The organism is Blautia sp. HCP28S3_G10 (genome assembly GCF_052065235.1).
Classification (GTDB): Bacteria; Bacillota; Clostridia; order Lachnospirales; family Lachnospiraceae; genus Blautia_A.
This window is the reverse complement of record NZ_JBQHUL010000019.1, coordinates 1-17,990: the sequence shown is the minus strand read 5'-3', so window position 1 is coordinate 17,990 and position 17,990 is coordinate 1. Positions and strand designations below refer to the sequence as shown.

The window sequence follows — 17,990 nt, the reverse complement described above, 5'->3', positions numbered from 1 at the left end:
GGCAGTTATTCTATTCACTGTATTATATAGCCAAGTCCTTTACGGGTAATAATAAAGTCGTGAAGTCCGGCTGCATCGAGTTTTTTTCTGAGTCGGGTGATGTTTACGGTGAGGGTATTGTCATCCACAAAGCTGTCGCTTTCCCATAAACGTGTCATAATGGCATCTCTTGAGACTGTTTTGCCGGCATGTTCGAAGAGAATTTCGAGGATTCTCTGTTCGTTTTTGGTCAGTTCGATATCTGTATTTTCCCATGTGAGGACGCCTTTGGAAGGGTTCAGTACAGCGCCTTTATGTTCCAGAAGGCTTCCCGGATTTCCAAAGGAATATGTTCGACGGAGAAGTGCCTGGATCTTGGCAATCAGTACATCTGTATCAAAAGGCTTTGCGATAAAATCATCTGCACCGCGGCTCATTGCCATGACGATATTCATATTGTCAGAAGCGGAAGATATAAAGATAACAGGAACCTGGGAAATCCGGCGGATTTCCTCGCACCAGTGAAAACCGTTATAGTAAGGCAGCTTCAGGTCGAGAAGCACGAGCTGGGGCTCCCGGCGCACAAATTCCTGCAAAATACTGGAAAAATCTTCTGCACAGAAAACATCATAACCCCAGGAATTTAAGTTTTTCTGAAGCAGATTGGCGATAGTTTCATCATCTTCTACAATATAAATCCGATACATAAATGCCTCCCCGGAATCCGGACAGGAGGTAAAGATTAATCCCTGCCGGTTCAATGTTATGGTTATCATAGCATGGATTGAGTGAGATGGGAAGTTTAATTGAGACCGGAAGACCAGCATGGTAATGACCTAACCCCAGTTGCCCCATTTTCAACTGGGGATTTTTTGTGTATAATGTGGAAAGAAGATAAATATTACCTGTGAACAGTAACAGATAAATTTTACGGACGAGTTGTGGAGAGAGGTACATTTTATGAATATTAACGAGATTGCCAGGCTGGCAGGGGTTTCCCGGGCTACAGTGTCGAGATATCTGAATAACGGATATGTAAGCGAAGAGAAAAAAGAAGTTATTCGTAAAGTGATCGAAGAGACAGGCTACCAGCCATCGGCTCAGGCCCAGACATTACGTACAAAGAAAACCAGCCTTGTAGGAGTGATCTTGCCGAAGATCAATTCTGATACTATCAGCAGAGAAGTAGCGGGGATCAGTGATGTGCTGACTGCAAGAGGCTATCAGCTGATTCTTGCAAATACGAATAATAATCTGGAAGAGGAATTGAAATATCTGTCGTTGTTTAAGGAACGACAGGTAGATGGCGTTATTTTTATTGCCACTATGTTTACAAGAAAACATAAACAGATGCTGAAAGATTATAAAGTACCGATCGTAATTCTGGGACAGCACCTGGAGGGATATCCCTGTATTTATCAGGATGATTACAGAGCGTCAGTTCTTGTGACAGAAAAACTGGCAGAAAAAGGAAGAAACTTTGCCTATATTGGTGTGACAGACCGTGATGAGGCGGTTGGACAGCAGCGTAAAAAAGGTTTTATGACTGTTCTTCACAAAAATAAGATCAGCATCTCTGATGACAAGATAAAAGAGGGCAATTTTACCATGGATTCCGGATATGAGAAAGCATGCGAACTTTTTGAAACAGATTCGGAGATAGATTCCCTGCTCTGTGCAACAGATACCATGGCGATTGGTGCGATAACCTGTATAAAGGAAAAAGGTCTTCGGATCCCGGAAGATGTGCAGGTAGCGGGAATTGGCGATGGAGCACTGGGGAAGCTTATAGATCCGAAACTAACGACAGTACACTTTTATTATAAGACCAGTGGAATGGAGGCTGCCTCCATGCTGACAGATCTTATTGACAGTGAAAAAGGAATACATAAAGAAATAAAGATGAGCTGTGAGCTGGTAGAAAGAGATTCTCACAGATAAAAAGAATGCCGGATATGTGATTGATTTCATATGTCCGGCATTCCTTTTTGCTCAGATAAATGAGTTTGTGAATGAAACATAAAAGTACAGAAGACATCTGAATTCGTTGAAAGTATACAAAACTCAAACCAAATCTTTGTAACATCTTCCATATTTACAAAAACTAAAATCAGGGATTATAATACAAACAAGATGTGAGAACGATTCCACAAAGTAACCATAAAAGGAAAAGGGAGGACGAACATGGATTACAGAAAAACGGCACAGGAAATCTATGATCATATTGGAAAAAAGGAAAACATTATTTCGGCAGCCCACTGCGCAACAAGACTTCGCCTGGTTATTGCAGATAATGCAAAAGCAGACAAAGAATATGTGGAAAATATTGATGGAGTAAAAGGTGTTTTCTTTGCACAGGGCCAGATGCAGATTATTCTTGGAACTGGCGTGGTAAATAAAGTATATGACGAATTTATTCAGATTGCAGGGATTTCTGAAAGCAGCAAAGAAGAACTGAAAAAAGTAGCAGCTTCCAAAGCGAATCCGTTCCAGAGACTGATTAAAACACTGGGAGATATTTTTGTTCCGATCATTCCTGCCATTGTAGCCAGTGGTTTCCTTATGGGAATCATGGAAGCCCTGAATTTCATGGTAAACAACAACTTTATCCATATTAATACGACAGGTTCGATTTATGTATTTGCACAGCTTTTCAGTAACACTGCTTATACATTCCTGCCGATCCTGATTGCTTACAGTGCAGCGAAAGTATTTGGCGCCAATCCATACCTTGGTGCAGTTATCGGCATGATCATGATCCATCCGAACCTGCAGAATGCATGGACTGTGGCAACAGAAGGTGTTCAGGCAACACAGAAAGTATGGTTTGGACTTTACTCAATTGATATGGTTGGTTATCAGGGACATGTAATCCCGGTTATCATTGCAGTATGGGTGCTTGCGCAGATTGAAAAGAGGCTGCACAAGGTCGTGCCTGCCATGTTTGATCTCTTTGTAACACCGCTTGTCAGCGTTTTTGTAACAGGTTACCTTACACTTTCCATTATTGGACCGATTTTTGTAACAGTAGAAAATGGTGTTCTGGACGGAGTTCAGTGGCTGATCGCACTTCCGTTCGGAATTGGAAGTTTTATTATGGGCGCTTTTTATGCACCTACAGTAGTTGCCGGTGTGCATCATATGTATACCATCATTGACCTTGGCCAGCTTGCAAAATTCGGCGTTACGTACTGGCTTCCGCTTGCATCAGCAGCCAATGTTGCCCAGGGTGGTGCTGCTTTTGCAGTAGGTCTTAAAACAAAGAATCAGAAGATTAAATCCATGGCAGTTCCGTCCGCATTGAGTGCGTGTATGGGAATTACAGAACCTGCAATTTTCGGTGTGAATATCCGTTTTGGTAAACCATTTATCATGGGCTGCTTGGGTGGTGCCTGCGGTGCGCTGTTTGCTTCTGTCACAGGACTTGGAGCTACAGGAACAGGTGTTACAGGTATCTTTGGATTGCTCCTCTGCCTGAATAATCCGATCACTTATATCCTTATGTTTGCGATTTCTTTCGGTGTGGCTTTTGTTCTGACATGGCTGTTCGGATACAAAGATGAAGTACAGCCTGCGGCAGAGACAGTACAGAAAAAAACTCCTGAGAAAGAAGCAACAAAAGAAGCTGTAACAGAAGTTGCAGAAATATCAGAATCAACTGTAACAAAAGAAAAATCAACAGATAATACAGATAAGAAATCAAAAACTCGCACATTGTACAGTCCTTTAAATGGTATAGCAATCCCTCTTTCAGAAGTAAAAGATGAAACTTTTGCAGGAGAAGTACTTGGTAAAGGTATGGCTGTGACACCTTCGGAAGGTGTAGTAAAAGCACCTTGTGATGCAGAAGTTTCTATGGTGTTTGATACAAAACATGCTATCGGACTTACCGCAGAAAACGGTCTGGAACTTTTGATTCATGTAGGTCTGAATACGGTAGAACTTGAAGGAAAGTATTTCACAGTACATGTAAATGATGGCGATAAGGTACAAAAAGGCCAGACGTTGATTACATTTGATATAGATAAAATAAAAGAAGCCGGCTATGATGTGACAACACCGATGATCGTTACAAATACAGATGATTTTGAAAAAGTTACTTTCCTGAATGCGGGAACAGTTAATAATGATTCCAGGGTTTTGGAGGTTCAATAATGAGCACATTAACAAAGGTACTTTGCGATTCCGTCAGAAAAATTGAAGATACTGCACTGGCAGAAAAAGTGTTGCAGAGTGCCAGACTGACACATCATCTGATGCCGCCGACAGGATGGCTGAATGATCCCAATGGACTTTGCTATTTCAAAGGAAAATATCACGTGTTTTTCCAGTATAATCCTTTTGATGCTACAGGTGGATTGAAATTCTGGGGACATTATTCCAGTGCAGATATGCTGAACTGGAAGTACGAAGGAGTGGCACTTTATCCGGACAGCGTTATGGACTGTCATGGCGTATATTCCGGATCAGCTCTTGCTGAAGGAGATAAACTTCACCTGTTTTTTACAGGAAATGTCAAGGAAGAAGATGGCGATTTTGACTATGTAAATAACGGAAGACAGGCAAGTACACTTCATGTGGAGAGCGAAGACGGACTTCAGTTCGGAGTGAAAAAAGCAGCAGTATATTACAGAGATTATCCTGAAAATTACACCTGTCACATCAGAGATCCGAAGGTCTGGAAAGATACAGATGGATATCATATGGTGCTCGGAGGACGGCAGAAAGGTGAACGTGGAGCAGTGCTTTTTTACAGGTCTGAGAATCTGAATACATGGGAATTTGACAGAGAACTTACCACCGAAAATGCTTTCGGATATATGTGGGAATGCCCGGATTTATTTGAGCTTTCCGGTGAAAAAATTCTTTCAGTTTCCCCACAGGGACTGAAATGTGAGGAATACCGTTTCCAGAATATCTATCAGTCGGGATATTTTGTCCTGCAGAATGATCGGGTTTCAGAAGAAAGTTTTCAGGAATGGGATATGGGATTTGATTTTTATGCTCCACAGACATTTCTGGATAAAAGAGGACGCAGAATTCTGATAGGCTGGATGGGCATGCCGGATGCAGATGATGATTATACCAATCCTACAGCTGAAAAAGAGGGATGGCAGCATTGCCTTACCGTGCCAAGGGAAGTTACATTAAAGAACGGAAGGCTTTATCAGAAGCCTGTTGAAGAAATAAACAGGCTCCGAAAAAATTCAACAGAAATAGATACCTGTGACAGTGAAATACTTACAGAAGTTCCGTTTGATCTGGAAGCGGAAGTTCAGGGAACAGAGATTTTGATAGAACTGGAGAATGCTTTTTCTGTGGAATATAAAGATGGAAAAGTCGTTCTGAATCTTTCTGAGCAGGCTGGTGCAGGACGAAAACAGCGAAAGGCGATCATTCCTTCAGGAAAGCTTACAGATATTCGAATCCTTGTGGATACAACTGCAGCTGAAATTTATCTTAATGATGGAGAGGTAGTATTTTCTACAAGATATTATCCGCAGAGCAGGAAACAGACATTAAAAATACAGGCAGAACAGCTGAAAGGACAGATTTGTCAGCTGAATGCTATGACATTTACGAAATAAAAACAGGCAGAAATTATGAATGAGTGTTCATAATTTCTGCCTGTTTATCTTATATAGCTTTTTTAATAGTGTTTTTGTTGGAGGTGCTGAGCCCTGTCATGAGATATGGATCAAGAATTTGCTCCAGTTCGTTTTCCGTGAGTAATCTCTGTTCAAGTACAAGAGAACGTACGGATTTGCCGGTTTTTACAGCTGTTTTGGCGATTACTGCAGCTGACTTGTAACCAATATAAGGGCAGAGAGCAGTGGCAATACCGGCGCTGCTTTCCATGAGTTCACGGCAGTGTTCGCGATTGGCGGTAATGCCGGAGATACAGTTGTCAATGAGCGTTGTGACAGCTTTTTCCAGTGTGGATATGGAATCAAAAAGATTGCAGAAAACTACAGGTTCAAAAGCATTTAATTCAAGCTGACCGGCTTCGGCCGCCATGGTAATAGTAGTGTCATGACCTGCAATATGGAAAGCTACCTGACTGACAACTTCCGGAATAACAGGATTTACTTTGCCTGGCATTATGGAAGATCCGTTCTGCTTGGCAGGAAGATTGATTTCGCCAAAACCTGTTTTGGGACCAGAAGAGAGAAGCCTCAGATCATTGCACATTTTGGAGAGATCTATGGCACAGGTTTTAAGAGTACCGGAAACTGTTACAAAACCGTCGAGGTTTTCAGTAGCGTCAAAAAGATCATCTGCCTGTTTCAGAGGATAACCGGTAATTTTTTCAAGAACCGGTACAATATGTGAAAAATAAAAATCAGAAACATTGACCGCAGTTCCGACAGCAGTACCACCCAGGTTGACAGAATACATCTCTCTGAAAGATTTTTCTATACGTTTTCTGTCGCGGGCTACCATGGAAGCGTAGCCATGAAAAATCTGACCAAGGCGTACAGGAACAGCATCCTGGAGCTGAGTACGTCCCATAGTAATCACATCGTCAAATTCAAGGGCTTTATCGGAAAGAGTAGCTTCCAGTCGGCTGAGTTCACTGACCAGAGGTCTGAGGAGATCCAGAACAGTCAGCTTTCCGGCAGTCGGGATAACATCATTTGTTGACTGGGCCATGTTGACATGATCATTTGGATGAACTTTGAGATAACTTCCTTTTGTGTCACCAAGAAATTCTCCGGAACGATTGGCAAGAACTTCGTTCATATTCATGTTTGCACTTGTTCCTGCACCACCCTGAATAGCATCTACAATAAATTCTTCACGCAGCTTGCCGGAAATTACCTCATTACATGCACTGACAATAGCATCGGAAACATTTTTTTCGAGGACACCTGCTTCGGCATTTGTTATAGCTGCAGCTTTTTTGATCTGTGCAAGATTTTTGATAAAAATCGGGTGAAGTTTCGTCCCTGTGATTGGAAAATTCCGACTGGCTCTGAGTGCCTGTACTCCATAATAAGCATCTGCCGGGACTTCCATAACTCCGATTGAATCTGCTTCCAAACGTGTTCTGCTCATATCGAAAATACCTCTTCTTTCTTTAGTGGCATAGTGGTTGTTAGAATTTTATATGTCAGCGGCTGTCATCTTTGATGCATAAAACCTAGCACTTATTTTTGCTGATGTAAAGACTTTAAAGTGAAAACCATTATTATAAGGGAAAATGGATATGTGCACTTAAAATAGAAAAGTAAAATCCATAATTTTATTAATTATATTAAGCAACAGAATCACGTGATCATGAAAAAAGTGGTATACTACTTATAAGAAATGCGAAAGCTGGGAGGCAGATAGATATGGACTATAAAATTGATAATATAGACAGAAAAATTATAGAAATGCTTCAAAAAAATGCGCGTACTTCTGTAAAGGAAATCGCAAAAGAAGTATTTCTGTCATCACCGGCAGTATCTGCAAGAATAGAACATATGGAAAAAACAGGGGTTATTTCAGGCTATCATGCACAGGTTAATCCGGTACTTCTGGGTTATCACATAAAAGCGTTTGTAAATCTGGAAGTTGAACCTGTACGTAAGAAAGAATTTTATCCATTTATTCAGGCGATTCCTAATGTTATAGAATGCAATTGTGTGACAGGGGATTACTCCATGCTGATTGAAGTTGTTTTTGAATCAACGGTTGAACTGGATCACTTTATTAATGTTCTTCAACAATTCGGCAGGACAAAAACACTAATTGTTTTTTCAACATCTGTAGAACACCGCGATCCGCCGGTGCTGGCGGAAGATATATCAGATGTGAGATGAAAATTGCAAAAAGCGAAGATGAATGGGATTTCATCTTCGCTTTTGTATTGAGAGGGGGAATTTTGGAGTAAATCTAACTGGAATTAATTTATTTACGGCCAGATGCCGCGAAGGTTTTTGGCGTCAACGACACGTTTGACTGCAATAAGATATGCGCCTGTTCTGAGGGAAGTGTCTTTTTCGCGGGCAATATCCCATACTGCCTGGAAGGCCTGATCCATAATTGTTTTCAGGCGTTCGTTGACATATTCTTCGCTCCAGCTTACGGACTGGATGTTCTGAACCCATTCAAAGTAGGAAACAACAACACCGCCTGCATTGGCAAGGATGTCTGGAACGAGAATGATTCCACGTTTCTTGAGAATTTCATCTGCTTCAACAGTAGTAGGGCCGTTTGCGCCTTCTACGATGACTTTTGCCTGGATCTTCTTTGCATTTTTTTCGTTGATCTGATTTTCGAGAGCAGCAGGAACAAGGACAGTAGTTTTCAGCTCAAGAAGCTCTTCATTAGAGATATAGCTTACTCCGTCGCCTTTATAATCTTTCAGCAGATTGCCTTTCTTTGCGGAAAGATACTCGATGATTTCAGGAATGTTAAGTCCTTCCGGGTTATAAATACCACAGGATACATCACTTACAGCGATAACTTTAAGACCTGCTTTGTGAATCAGCTTGGCAGAAATGCTGCCGACATTTCCCATACCCTGGATAACCGCTGTGGAGCCTTTCACAGGGATATCAAGTGCTTTCAGGATGTTGAGTGTGGTGAGCATGACGCCGCGTCCGGTTGCTTCGTGACGTCCAAGGGCACCGCCAAGTTCCAGCGGTTTTCCGGTTACAACACCAGGGACGCAATGACCTTTCAGCATGCTGTAAGTATCCATGATCCATCCCATAACATTTGCATTTGTTCCTACATCAGGAGCTGGAATATCCTGATCCGGTCCTATGATAGGAGCTATCATGGCTGTAAAACGACGGGTCAGTCTGCGCAGTTCACTGTCAGACAATTTGGAGGGGTCACATACAATGCCGCCTTTGCCGCCGCCGTAAGGAATATTTACAACAGCACATTTAAATGTCATCCATGCAGCAAGAGCTTTGACTTCATCGATATTGACATTCTGATGATAACGGATTCCGCCCTTTGCGGGGCCGCGAGAAGTACTGTGCTGTACACGATAGCCTTCAAAAACATGAACGCTTCCATCATCCATGCGGATCGGAATGGAGACTTTCAGCTCTCTTTCAGGGAAAAGGACAGCTTCATAATCATCGTGGGAATAACCCAGGATAGAAGCTGCGTTCTTAACTACAGCCTGTACATTGTCATAGGGATTGTATTTTTTTGTGGTACTCATAATAAGACATCCTTTCCTGGCAAATTTGCCATATGTATTTTTGCTTGAATGAGTGTTAATATGTGTAGATATTAAATTGGATATAGCAATACCTGACGCTGCGATATGCAATATATCGCAATAGGCCTAAAATAATACGCCTGAAAATGAAATCAGATAAAATATCTGAGATTTGATTTCGGATGTTTGCTGCTGCTGGTTGGAGCCACAGAAATCTCTTTCCAGCAGCAGCGAAGGAAATCAAACAAAAGGCAAAGGCCTAAAGGCCTTAAAATCTTAATATAGGTGAGATATCAGATAACTTACAGCCAGGTGCAAGGTCACATGCCCGCATCAGGAAGTTAAGTTTATCGATTCTCTCTCCGGAACGTGGAGCTCCGTTTTTGATGAAGCCAACCTGGAGACCGACTGCAAAGTCCATGACAACATCGCCGATTACACCGCCTGCTCTTCCGGATGGGATCGCAAGGAGGTTGTGGGCTTTTGCAAATTCGTAAGTGTCCATAGCTTCTGTAATAGTACCAACCTGATTTGGTTTAAGAATAAAGCCGTCCAGTGCATTAAGACTGTATGCTCTTTCCAGACGTTTCATGTTGGTTACGATAAAGTCATCACCGATGATATTTGTTCTTGTGATCTGCTGGTGGGCTTTGGGATAAGATTCCCAGTCTTCCTCATCCAGAAGGTCTTCGATAAATACAAAGTTGAATTTCTCGGTAAGCATCTTTGTATATGCAATCAGTTCATCTGCATCAACGCGTTTACCTTTCAGCAGGTAAGTGTTATTTTCTCTGTCGTACATTTCGCTGGAAGCACAGTCAAAAGCGAAACCGATTTTTCCGGTATAACCACAAACCTTGATTGCTTCAGAAATAAGTTCGAGAATCACTTCGGCATCTTCAGAAGGTGCTGCATATCCATAGGAAGGAGCTACAGCCGGCTTGTGACCGAGGTATTTTGTGATTACTTTTTCCAGTTCCTGGAAAGTATTGATACCCATTTCTACAGCTTCATAAATACTGGATGCGCCATATGGCATAATGATAAATTCATTGAAAGGCTGAGTGAGGGTTTCGTAATGCCCGCCATTTACAACGTTGAAGCTTGGAACAGGAACTGTTTTGATGTTTCCACCTGCAATATAATTATAAAGTGTTTGGTTTTCTGATTCAGCAGCAGCGCGGAAAGCAGCAATTGATGTGGAATAGATCGCATTTCCACCAAGTTTTTCTTTCTGGGCAGTGCCGTCCAGATCGATCATGATCTGGTCGATTTTTCTCTGGTCATGTACATCTGTGCCGATAAGTGCTGGAGCAATGATATTGTTAACGTTGTCAACGGCTTTATGCACACTCATTCCATGGTATTCATCAGGATTATTATCTCTGAGAACACAGGACTCAAACATGCCTACGGAAGAGCCGGTAGGAGCGCAGCCTCGACCGAGCTTTCCATCTTCTGTTACGATATCAACTTCTACCATAGGTCTGCATTTGCAGTCTACGATCTGGCGTGCATGTACGGATTTGATTTTTGCATTCATATAATATCTCCTCGTTGTTATAATTTGGTAATGGGCAGACTCTATGTATAGTCAGAAAACTGAAACAGTCAGTCTGGCTGTTATTATTTGCTGTGCCTGCGGTGCTAATCAGTCTTCTGTTGCAGGAATATACAGTACATTAAAGTCGCAGAGGTTTGTGCCGGTGTTGCCTGTAAATACAGCATCGCCCATTGCATCGAGTGCTTCATAGCAGGCATGTCCGCGAAGTGCTCCATAAACATCAACACCTTTGGAAAGTGCAGTCTGATAACTTGTAGAGTCGCAGATTCCGCCTGCTACAGGGGTAGTGCCATCTGTGCCTTCAGAGTCGATGGAAAGCATACAGGCACCTTTTGTCTTAGCTGCCAGGATAGAGAAGCTTAATGTCAGTTCCTGACCGGGACCACCGTGGCCTGTAATAATGCTGTTATCCAGAATCTGAGTTGTAGTTTCGCCTGAACTTAAGATAACGCATGGTGGTTTGATTGGATTTCCATAAGTCTGAGCTTCTCTTGCAATAGAAGCGAAGAAAGAACCTGCGTCTTTGCTTTCGCCTTCCAGGAAGGAAGTAAGAATAATTGCCTGAAGTCCCATTTCTTCTGCGATTTCTTTCGCATAAATGCAGGAATCCGGAAGCGTATTCAGAAGAAAATAGGTGTTGTCCGGGAAAGCTTTTGGAGTTTCACCTTCCGGACCTACATTCATCAGGTAGTCAACAACATTCTTCGGAAGGCGGTCTGCTACGTTGTAGTCATGGATAACACGCCTTGCATCTTCCAGAGTTGTTTTGTCCGGGCCCATAGGAGTGCTGGCATATTTTTCATAAGGAATACCAATATCACCTGTTGCAGGATTTCCGACTGCATCACTGATTCCGAAACCGATCAGTTCTGCTCCGACAGACTGGATACGTTTGGCAAGCATACCGCCGTTCATTGCAGAAATATGACGACGAATTGCATTTATTTCATAAATTCCTGCACCGGATTTCAGCATAACATCGGTTGTCTTGATTTCATCTTCCAGAGAGATCCCTTCGATAGGACAACTCATAAGCGCTGAACTTCCGCCGCTGATAACTACGATAAAGAGATCGTCAGGACCGGCGTGATCTACAAGATCGAGAATCTTCAGGCAGGCTTCATATCCGGCCTGGTTGGGAAGAGGATGACCTCCTACATATACATCTGTATGCTGAAAATGATCAGTTTCTTCTGATATCTTTACAATAGCGATTCCTTTAGTAAGTTTATCTCCGAGTACTTCGTCTACGGCCATTGCCATATGGTTGCAGGCTTTTCCGGCACCAAGGAGATATACATGTTTCTTTTTTGATAGATCCCAGGTTTTGCTTCCTATATGAAGTATATCGCCATCAAGATGCATGATGCTTTTGATACGTTCATAAGAATCAAGGCGTTGAAGTGTCTTATTTGTAATATCCAGTACAATTTTCCTTGATTCAATATCACCGTGGGAAGTGAGGGATTCATAGTTTTTGATCTTATTCATTATAGAAATCTCCCATTTCTGTGTTTTGTGTGTTGTGACTTTTGTATTAAATAAAACAACAAGTAAAAAACAAAATGTATTAAATTATACTTAAACAATACAGTAATATATCGCAAAAGTCAATAGAAAAATGTGTTTGGTTCAAAGAATGTATAAAATACCTAAAAAAGAATGTTGAATATTGTGAAAATATCTAAAAGCGTTAGAATTTACAGAAAAATGTTGACATATGCAATATATTGATATAATATGACTGTATTAAATAAAACATTGAGAGCGAAAAAACAAGATGTGCATGATGAAAGGAGAAAAACAAATGGCACATAAAACAGAATTTCTTTATTTATCCGAACAGGATACAATAGATGCAGGTGTTCTTGATGCGGAAAAATGTATTAATAATGCGGAAGAGGTTTTTACCTTATTAAGTAAAGGCGATTATCTGATGGGTGGAGCAAATCACAACAGTCATGGAATGGGACTTGTTTTCCCGAAAGAAAGTCCATTTCCGAATATGCCTGTTGCAGGGCCGGACAGAAGATTCGTGGCAATGCCTGCTTACCTTGGCGGAAGATTCGATGTCTGCGGTAATAAATGGTACGGATCAAACGCAGCCAATCCGAAGAACGGACTTCCGAGATCAGTACTTACAGTTACATTAAATAATAAGGAAACAGGAGAGCCACTGGCATTCATGTCAGCAAACCTGTTAAGTGCAGCAAGAACAGGTGCCGTTCCAGGAGTTGCAGCAAGACATCTTGCAAGAAAAGATTCAGAAGTAGTTGCAGTTCTCGGATGCGGACAGATCAACAAATCCTGCCTCCGTTCCATTCTGACACAGCTTCCAAATGTTAAGAAAATTATATGTTATGATATTTTTGAAGCTGCGGCAGATAAATTTGTAGAATGGGAAAAAGCAGAGATCGGAATTGATGCAGTAGCAGAAATGGATCTTGAGAAAGCTGTTAAGGATGCAGATGTTCTTACAGTAGCAGCTTCCAGACTGAAACCACTTTATGTGAAAGATGAATGGCTGAAAGAAGGAGTTACTGTTCTGATTACAGGACCGATGCAGACAGATGATTCTTTCTGGATGAGTACAAAACTGATCTATGATAATGTAAGACTTCATGAAGCTTATGTGCAGGAAGCAATTGATTCCGGTGATAAAGCCGGATATTACAAAGGCGTTATCGGTGGACCAATCTATACACTGATCGACGCAGGAAAGATGCCGAAACTTGAAGATTCAACAAGTATCGGCGAGGTTATCCTTGGTGAAAAAGCAGGTCGTACAGATGATAAAGAAAGAATTACATTTGTGGCTTGTGGAATGGCTACATTCGATGTAGGATTGGGATATGACCTTTATCACACAGCATTAGATAAAGGAATTGGAACAAAATTAAAACTTTGGGATGACCCGTACCAGGCTAAATAGATTCTGAATTTTAAATAGTTATTCACTATTGTAAAAGGAGTGAACAGTTATTCGGAATCGCAAAAGATATGATGAAGTGACAAAGGTGTCGCGATCGTCTTCTTTGCGAAAAGAAGACTATGTGCGGCACTTTTTTGCTAAAAAAAGAAAAAGGAGAGAGTGGAATATGAATGATGCAATAAAACTGTTAAAGGACTGGCGGCTTCATGTAACAATGCTTATCTGCTGTATGATATCAGACAGGATAGGTACAATCACATTTGCAATTACTCCCATTATTAAAGTTTCTCTTTTACCATTGCTGTATGCGATGGTGCTGGTAACAGTGCTTTACCTTCTGAAACCGATAAAATGGATTAATGAAAAATGTGGTCCGAGTGGTGGAATTATGATGACAGTAACCTGTCTGATGCTTGGCGCAAAGCTTGGTTGTAACGTAGGTCCGACTATAAGTGAGATGGCAGGTGCAGGTCTTCCACTTCTTCTTCAGAACTTTGGTGATGCGTTTACCTGTGTAATGGCAATGCCGATTGCTCTTCTTCTTGGTATGAAGAGAGAGTCTATAGGTCTTACATTTGCTGCTTCCCGTGAGGCAGGTATTGCGGTTATTGAACAGAAATATGGTCCGGGAGCTGAATTCCGAGGTGTAATCGGAATGTATATTGTAGGAACTGTATTTGGTACGATTCTTGTAGGCCTTCTGGCAAGTATTCTTTCAACAACAGGTATCTTCCATGTATATTCTGTATCAATGGCATGTGGCGTTGGTAGTGCGGCTATGTCAACAGCCGGAATTGGAACACTTACAGAATTGTATCCTCAGATGGCGGACAAGATAACCTCATTTGCAACGATATCAAACCTGATATCTACCGCAATAGCAATTTATCTGAATGTATTTATCGGACTGCCGCTGGCTGAGTTTATGTATAAAAAACTGGAGCCTAAGCTTGGAAGACGTGGAAAAAAATCAACAGAGGGGGAAAACTAATATGCAGGAAAACGCAAAATTAACAAAAGAGGATTTTTGGCAGTGTATAGTAGCACTTTTGATAAGTGTGGTTTTTGGGGTAGTTGGTAACTTTGTTGGTTACAATCATATAATGCCACTGGAATCTATTCCAGGAATGCTTATATTTGCGGCTATCAGTCTTCTGGGCTGGCTTCTGAGCAAGGTCGTTCTGAAGAAATTTCCGGCATTCCTGCATGTTTCTATTCTTGCAATTCTCGCAACGATTCCGATTCATCCACTGGCACCGATCATTGTAGAATATGCAAGCAAAATTCAGCTGATGGCTGTAGTTACACCAATCCTTGCTTATGCAGGCCTTACAGTAGGACGTGACTGGAAAGCTTTTGCAGAACTTGGCTGGAAAGCTATCATTGTAGGACTTATTGTTATCTTCGGAACTTTCTTCTGGTCAGCAGCAATTGCTGAAGTACTGCTGAGAGTTCAGGGTATTATCTGATTTGAAATCGATTTTGATTAAGTTACTGTGAGTAGCAATTTAATGTTTATGAATTGAAATGGAGGACATAAAAATATGGATTATAAGTCACAGGAAGTTGTTCAGCTTCTGGAACAGCTTGTAAGAATAGAAAGTACAAACGTTGGAAAATTCGAAAAAGAAATCGGAGATTTTGTGGCAGACTGGATGGAAAAAGAGACCGGTCTTCCGGTAGTAAAAGACGAATTCGAACCTGACAGATTTAATGTAGTATGCAAACTGGAGGGTGAAATTCATGATCCGGCATTTATCAGTATTCACCATATGGATGTTGTTCCGGCAGGCGAAGGGTGGAAAACAGAACCGTTTGACCCTGTGATCGTGGATAATCGCATGTATGGACGTGGAACTGTAGATATGAAGGCCGGTCTTGCGGCCGGAATGCTTGCTTTTCGTGATGCGGTGAAACTTGGCAAAAAACCTAAAAGAGACATTATCTTTATTGCAACAGCTGATGAAGAAGGCTGCATTATGAAAGGTGCAATGCAGGCACTGAAGAGCGGATATGCGACAAAGAACAGCTATTGTATTGACCATGAACCAAGCTGTGGACAGGTGTTTATGGCACATAAAGGAAAAACATGGTTTGAGATTACAGTAAACGGTGCACAGGCTCATGGATCCATGCCATGGACAGGTGTAGATGCCATCGTGGGTATGTCTGAAGTAGTATGTGGAATCAAGAGAAGAATTGATGCACTTCCGGAAGATGAGACGTTTGGAAGAAGTTCCGTATGCTTTGGAACTATTGAAGGTGGATTTAATACAAATGTAGTTGCAGATAAATGTACGATCACAATTGATATGCGTCTTGCACCGCCGCTTACATCAGAAGGTTCTCTTGAACTGGTAGATGAGGCGATTAAAGAAGCGTGCGAAAAGGTTCCGGGACTGACAGGCGGATACAAAATTATTGCGAAGAGACCATATATTCTTCATAATGAAAACTCTGTACTTCTGAGAGAACTTCAGAAAGTTGTCAAAGATGTTACAGGTGAATATGCTGAAACAGCTGTATTTACAGGATATACAGATACAGGAGTTATTGCAGCAGAAACAGGTAACGTTGAATGTATGTCTTATGGACCGAAAGGTGCAAATTATCATCAGGTAGATGAATATGCAGATCTTGATTCTGTACTGGAAGTTTACGAAGTTTCCAAAAAACTTACATACCAGATGGGATTTGTGCTTGAATAAATATTAGATACCAGGGTAGGATTGTGGGAGTGTATTACACGGAACAATTCGTAGATATCATAGTTGGGGGCTTTTGCCCCCAACATCAATATCGTTGAGAAGAGGTTGGAAAAGGAGGGCATGAAGGTGGAAATTAACAGAGAAATGCTAGAAAAAGCAGCGCAGGAAGTCAAAGAACCAATGATTGCATTTGCACAGAAGATTATTCGGCGAAGAAGTGATACAGGACATGAAAAAGAAACTGCAGATGCAATTTATGAAGAGATGCAGAAACTGGGATTTGATGTTGTTAATAGAGACAGAACAGGGAATGTTATTGGAATCCTGAAAGGTGACGGCTCTGAAGCCGCTCTGATGTTTAATTGCCACATGGATCAGGTGGATCCGGGTGACCTTTCTGCATGGGAATATGATCCTTATGGTGGCATTATTGCTGATGGATATATTCACGGAAGAGGTGCAAGTGACACAAAAGGAACGATTGCTACGCAGATTTACCTTGGAGCAATGCTCAAAAACCTGAATGTTAAACTTAAAAGGGATCTTATTTTTACTTTTGTAGTAGAAGAAGAGCCAGGAGATATGTGGGGAGCTCTGAGAATGTGTCAGGATTATCTGAAAGATACTCCGATCGCTTTCTGTATTTCTGGTGAATCTACAAGTATGGATATTGCGCTCGGACACAGAGGAAAACTGGAAGTTCAAGTTATTTCAAAAGGCAAAAACAGCCACTCCAGCGCACCGTGGCTTGGAATTAATGCAGTTTCAAAGATGGCCCCAATGATCGAAGCAATTGATGAAATGGCAAAAAATATGCCTCAGGATGATATTTTCAAAGGTTCACTGTCTATCATTAATATTGAATGCCATCCGGGATTCAACTGTGTAGTACCGGATACCTGTACAATTAATATTGACTATCGTTTCCTGGTGAATGAAACAGTAGAATCTATTCTTGCAAAATTCCAGAAGATCATTGATGAGCTGGAAGCAAAAGATCCGGAATCTTCTTATGAAGTACGTGTTCGTCAGTTGGAACATACCAGTTATACAGGAGTTCATGAATTTGCCGAACTGAATAAACCAAGTTTTGTGACTTCTATTGATAACGAGTATGTGCAGAAAACAATCGGTGCACTGAAAAAAGTAGGTCAGAATCCCAAGACCTATTACTGGGATTATGGAACAGATGCAGCATATTTTGTAAAAGAATGCGGAATTACCTGTATCGGATATTCTCCGGCTGAAGAAGAATATTGCCACAGTCCGAAAGACCGTATTAAAATTTCTCTGATGGAAGAGGCTCTGGTAGGATATGCGGCAATCTGCGAGGATATTGCCTGCGAATAAACAAGTGAATAGTATAGCCTGTAGAAACAGGTAAAAGGAAGAGGGCGCGGTTGACCAGTATGCAGGTGATTGAACTGTACCCTCTTTTTGTATACTTTTTAATTGGGGATTTTATAAAGAGGAGGAAAAATATGGATAATTTTCCTTATATCGAAATAGAAGGAACCCCTTATGAAAAAGGGCACTGAAAAAGTCTGATTCCAAAAAAGAATTGGGCTTTTTTTAGTGGCCCTGTTATAATAGAATCATGAGGAAGGAGGTTCTGTCATGTTGAAAGATCATTCACAG

Annotated in this window: 14 protein-coding genes; 9 read left to right on the top strand and 5 right to left on the bottom strand. The window is 41.4% G+C overall.

What is annotated here, in order from left to right; translation table 11 throughout:
* Positions 1–14 precede the first annotated feature (14 nt).
* On the bottom strand, positions 15–686 hold the full coding sequence (locus ACTNB8_RS09190) for a response regulator transcription factor (RefSeq protein ID WP_441054060.1): 672 nt from the start codon (positions 684–686) through the stop codon (positions 15–17).
* A gap of 253 nt (positions 687–939) precedes the next feature.
* Here ACTNB8_RS09190 and ACTNB8_RS09185 point away from each other — a divergent pair, with 253 nt between their 5' ends.
* The 3 genes from ACTNB8_RS09185 to ACTNB8_RS09175 all read left to right on the top strand — a co-directional run bounded on the left by ACTNB8_RS09185 (position 940) and on the right by ACTNB8_RS09175 (position 5,567).
* Positions 940–1,920 carry a LacI family DNA-binding transcriptional regulator gene (locus ACTNB8_RS09185; RefSeq protein WP_441054058.1) on the top strand — a complete coding sequence of 327 codons (981 nt, stop codon included), beginning with the start codon at positions 940–942 and terminating at the stop codon, positions 1,918–1,920.
* Between the two features lie 243 nt (positions 1,921–2,163).
* Positions 2,164–4,134 carry a glucose PTS transporter subunit IIA gene (locus ACTNB8_RS09180; protein ID WP_441054056.1) on the top strand — a complete coding sequence of 657 codons (1,971 nt, stop codon included), beginning with the start codon at positions 2,164–2,166 and terminating at the stop codon, positions 4,132–4,134.
* Positions 4,134–5,567 carry a glycoside hydrolase family 32 protein gene (locus ACTNB8_RS09175; RefSeq protein WP_441054054.1) on the top strand — a complete coding sequence of 478 codons (1,434 nt, stop codon included), beginning with the start codon at positions 4,134–4,136 and terminating at the stop codon, positions 5,565–5,567. The genes ACTNB8_RS09180 and ACTNB8_RS09175 overlap by 1 nt, the downstream gene beginning before the upstream one ends.
* A 49-nt stretch (positions 5,568–5,616) precedes the next feature.
* Here the strand turns inward: ACTNB8_RS09175 and ACTNB8_RS09170 are convergent, their stop codons facing one another.
* Entirely contained in the window at positions 5,617–7,038 is a 1,422-nt protein-coding gene (locus ACTNB8_RS09170) for an aspartate ammonia-lyase (RefSeq protein ID WP_441054052.1), read from the bottom strand.
* 290 nt (positions 7,039–7,328) lie between these two features.
* On the opposite strand from ACTNB8_RS09170, the gene ACTNB8_RS09165 reads away from it, so the two are divergent.
* Positions 7,329–7,787, top strand: a complete 459-nt coding sequence (locus ACTNB8_RS09165; RefSeq protein WP_441054139.1) for an Lrp/AsnC family transcriptional regulator — start codon at positions 7,329–7,331, stop codon at positions 7,785–7,787.
* 92 nt (positions 7,788–7,879) lie between these two features.
* Here the strand turns inward: ACTNB8_RS09165 and ACTNB8_RS09160 are convergent, their stop codons facing one another.
* The 3 genes from ACTNB8_RS09160 to ACTNB8_RS09150 form a co-directional block, all read right to left on the bottom strand.
* Positions 7,880–9,148, bottom strand: a complete 1,269-nt coding sequence (locus ACTNB8_RS09160; protein WP_441054050.1) for a Glu/Leu/Phe/Val family dehydrogenase — start codon at positions 9,146–9,148, stop codon at positions 7,880–7,882.
* A gap of 268 nt (positions 9,149–9,416) precedes the next feature.
* Positions 9,417–10,691 (bottom strand): phosphopyruvate hydratase, encoded by a 1,275-nt coding sequence (eno, locus tag ACTNB8_RS09155; protein ID WP_441054048.1) that lies wholly within the window; start codon positions 10,689–10,691, stop codon positions 9,417–9,419.
* A gap of 108 nt (positions 10,692–10,799) precedes the next feature.
* Positions 10,800–12,203 carry a glycerate kinase type-2 family protein gene (locus tag ACTNB8_RS09150; RefSeq protein WP_441054046.1) on the bottom strand — a complete coding sequence of 468 codons (1,404 nt, stop codon included), beginning with the start codon at positions 12,201–12,203 and terminating at the stop codon, positions 10,800–10,802.
* A gap of 316 nt (positions 12,204–12,519) precedes the next feature.
* Here ACTNB8_RS09150 and ACTNB8_RS09145 point away from each other — a divergent pair, with 316 nt between their 5' ends.
* The 5 genes from ACTNB8_RS09145 (at position 12,520) to ACTNB8_RS09125 (ending at position 17,702) form a co-directional block, all read left to right on the top strand.
* The gene (locus ACTNB8_RS09145) at positions 12,520–13,644 is read left to right on the top strand and encodes a tyramine oxidase subunit B (RefSeq protein WP_441054044.1); all 1,125 of its coding nucleotides are present in this window, start codon (positions 12,520–12,522) and stop codon (positions 13,642–13,644) included.
* A gap of 166 nt (positions 13,645–13,810) precedes the next feature.
* Positions 13,811–14,635 (top strand): DUF3100 domain-containing protein, encoded by an 825-nt coding sequence (locus ACTNB8_RS09140; RefSeq protein ID WP_441054042.1) that lies wholly within the window; start codon positions 13,811–13,813, stop codon positions 14,633–14,635.
* A 1-nt stretch (position 14,636) separates the two neighbouring features.
* Positions 14,637–15,113 (top strand): hypothetical protein, encoded by a 477-nt coding sequence (locus tag ACTNB8_RS09135; RefSeq protein ID WP_441054040.1) that lies wholly within the window; start codon positions 14,637–14,639, stop codon positions 15,111–15,113.
* Between the two features lie 75 nt (positions 15,114–15,188).
* Positions 15,189–16,352 (top strand): M20 family metallopeptidase, encoded by a 1,164-nt coding sequence (locus ACTNB8_RS09130; RefSeq protein WP_441054038.1) that lies wholly within the window; start codon positions 15,189–15,191, stop codon positions 16,350–16,352.
* 126 nt (positions 16,353–16,478) lie between these two features.
* Positions 16,479–17,702: a M20 family metallopeptidase gene (locus ACTNB8_RS09125; protein ID WP_441054036.1), complete on the top strand. Its 1,224-nt coding sequence runs from the start codon at positions 16,479–16,481 to the stop codon at positions 17,700–17,702.
* Positions 17,703–17,990: the final 288 nt, after the last annotated feature.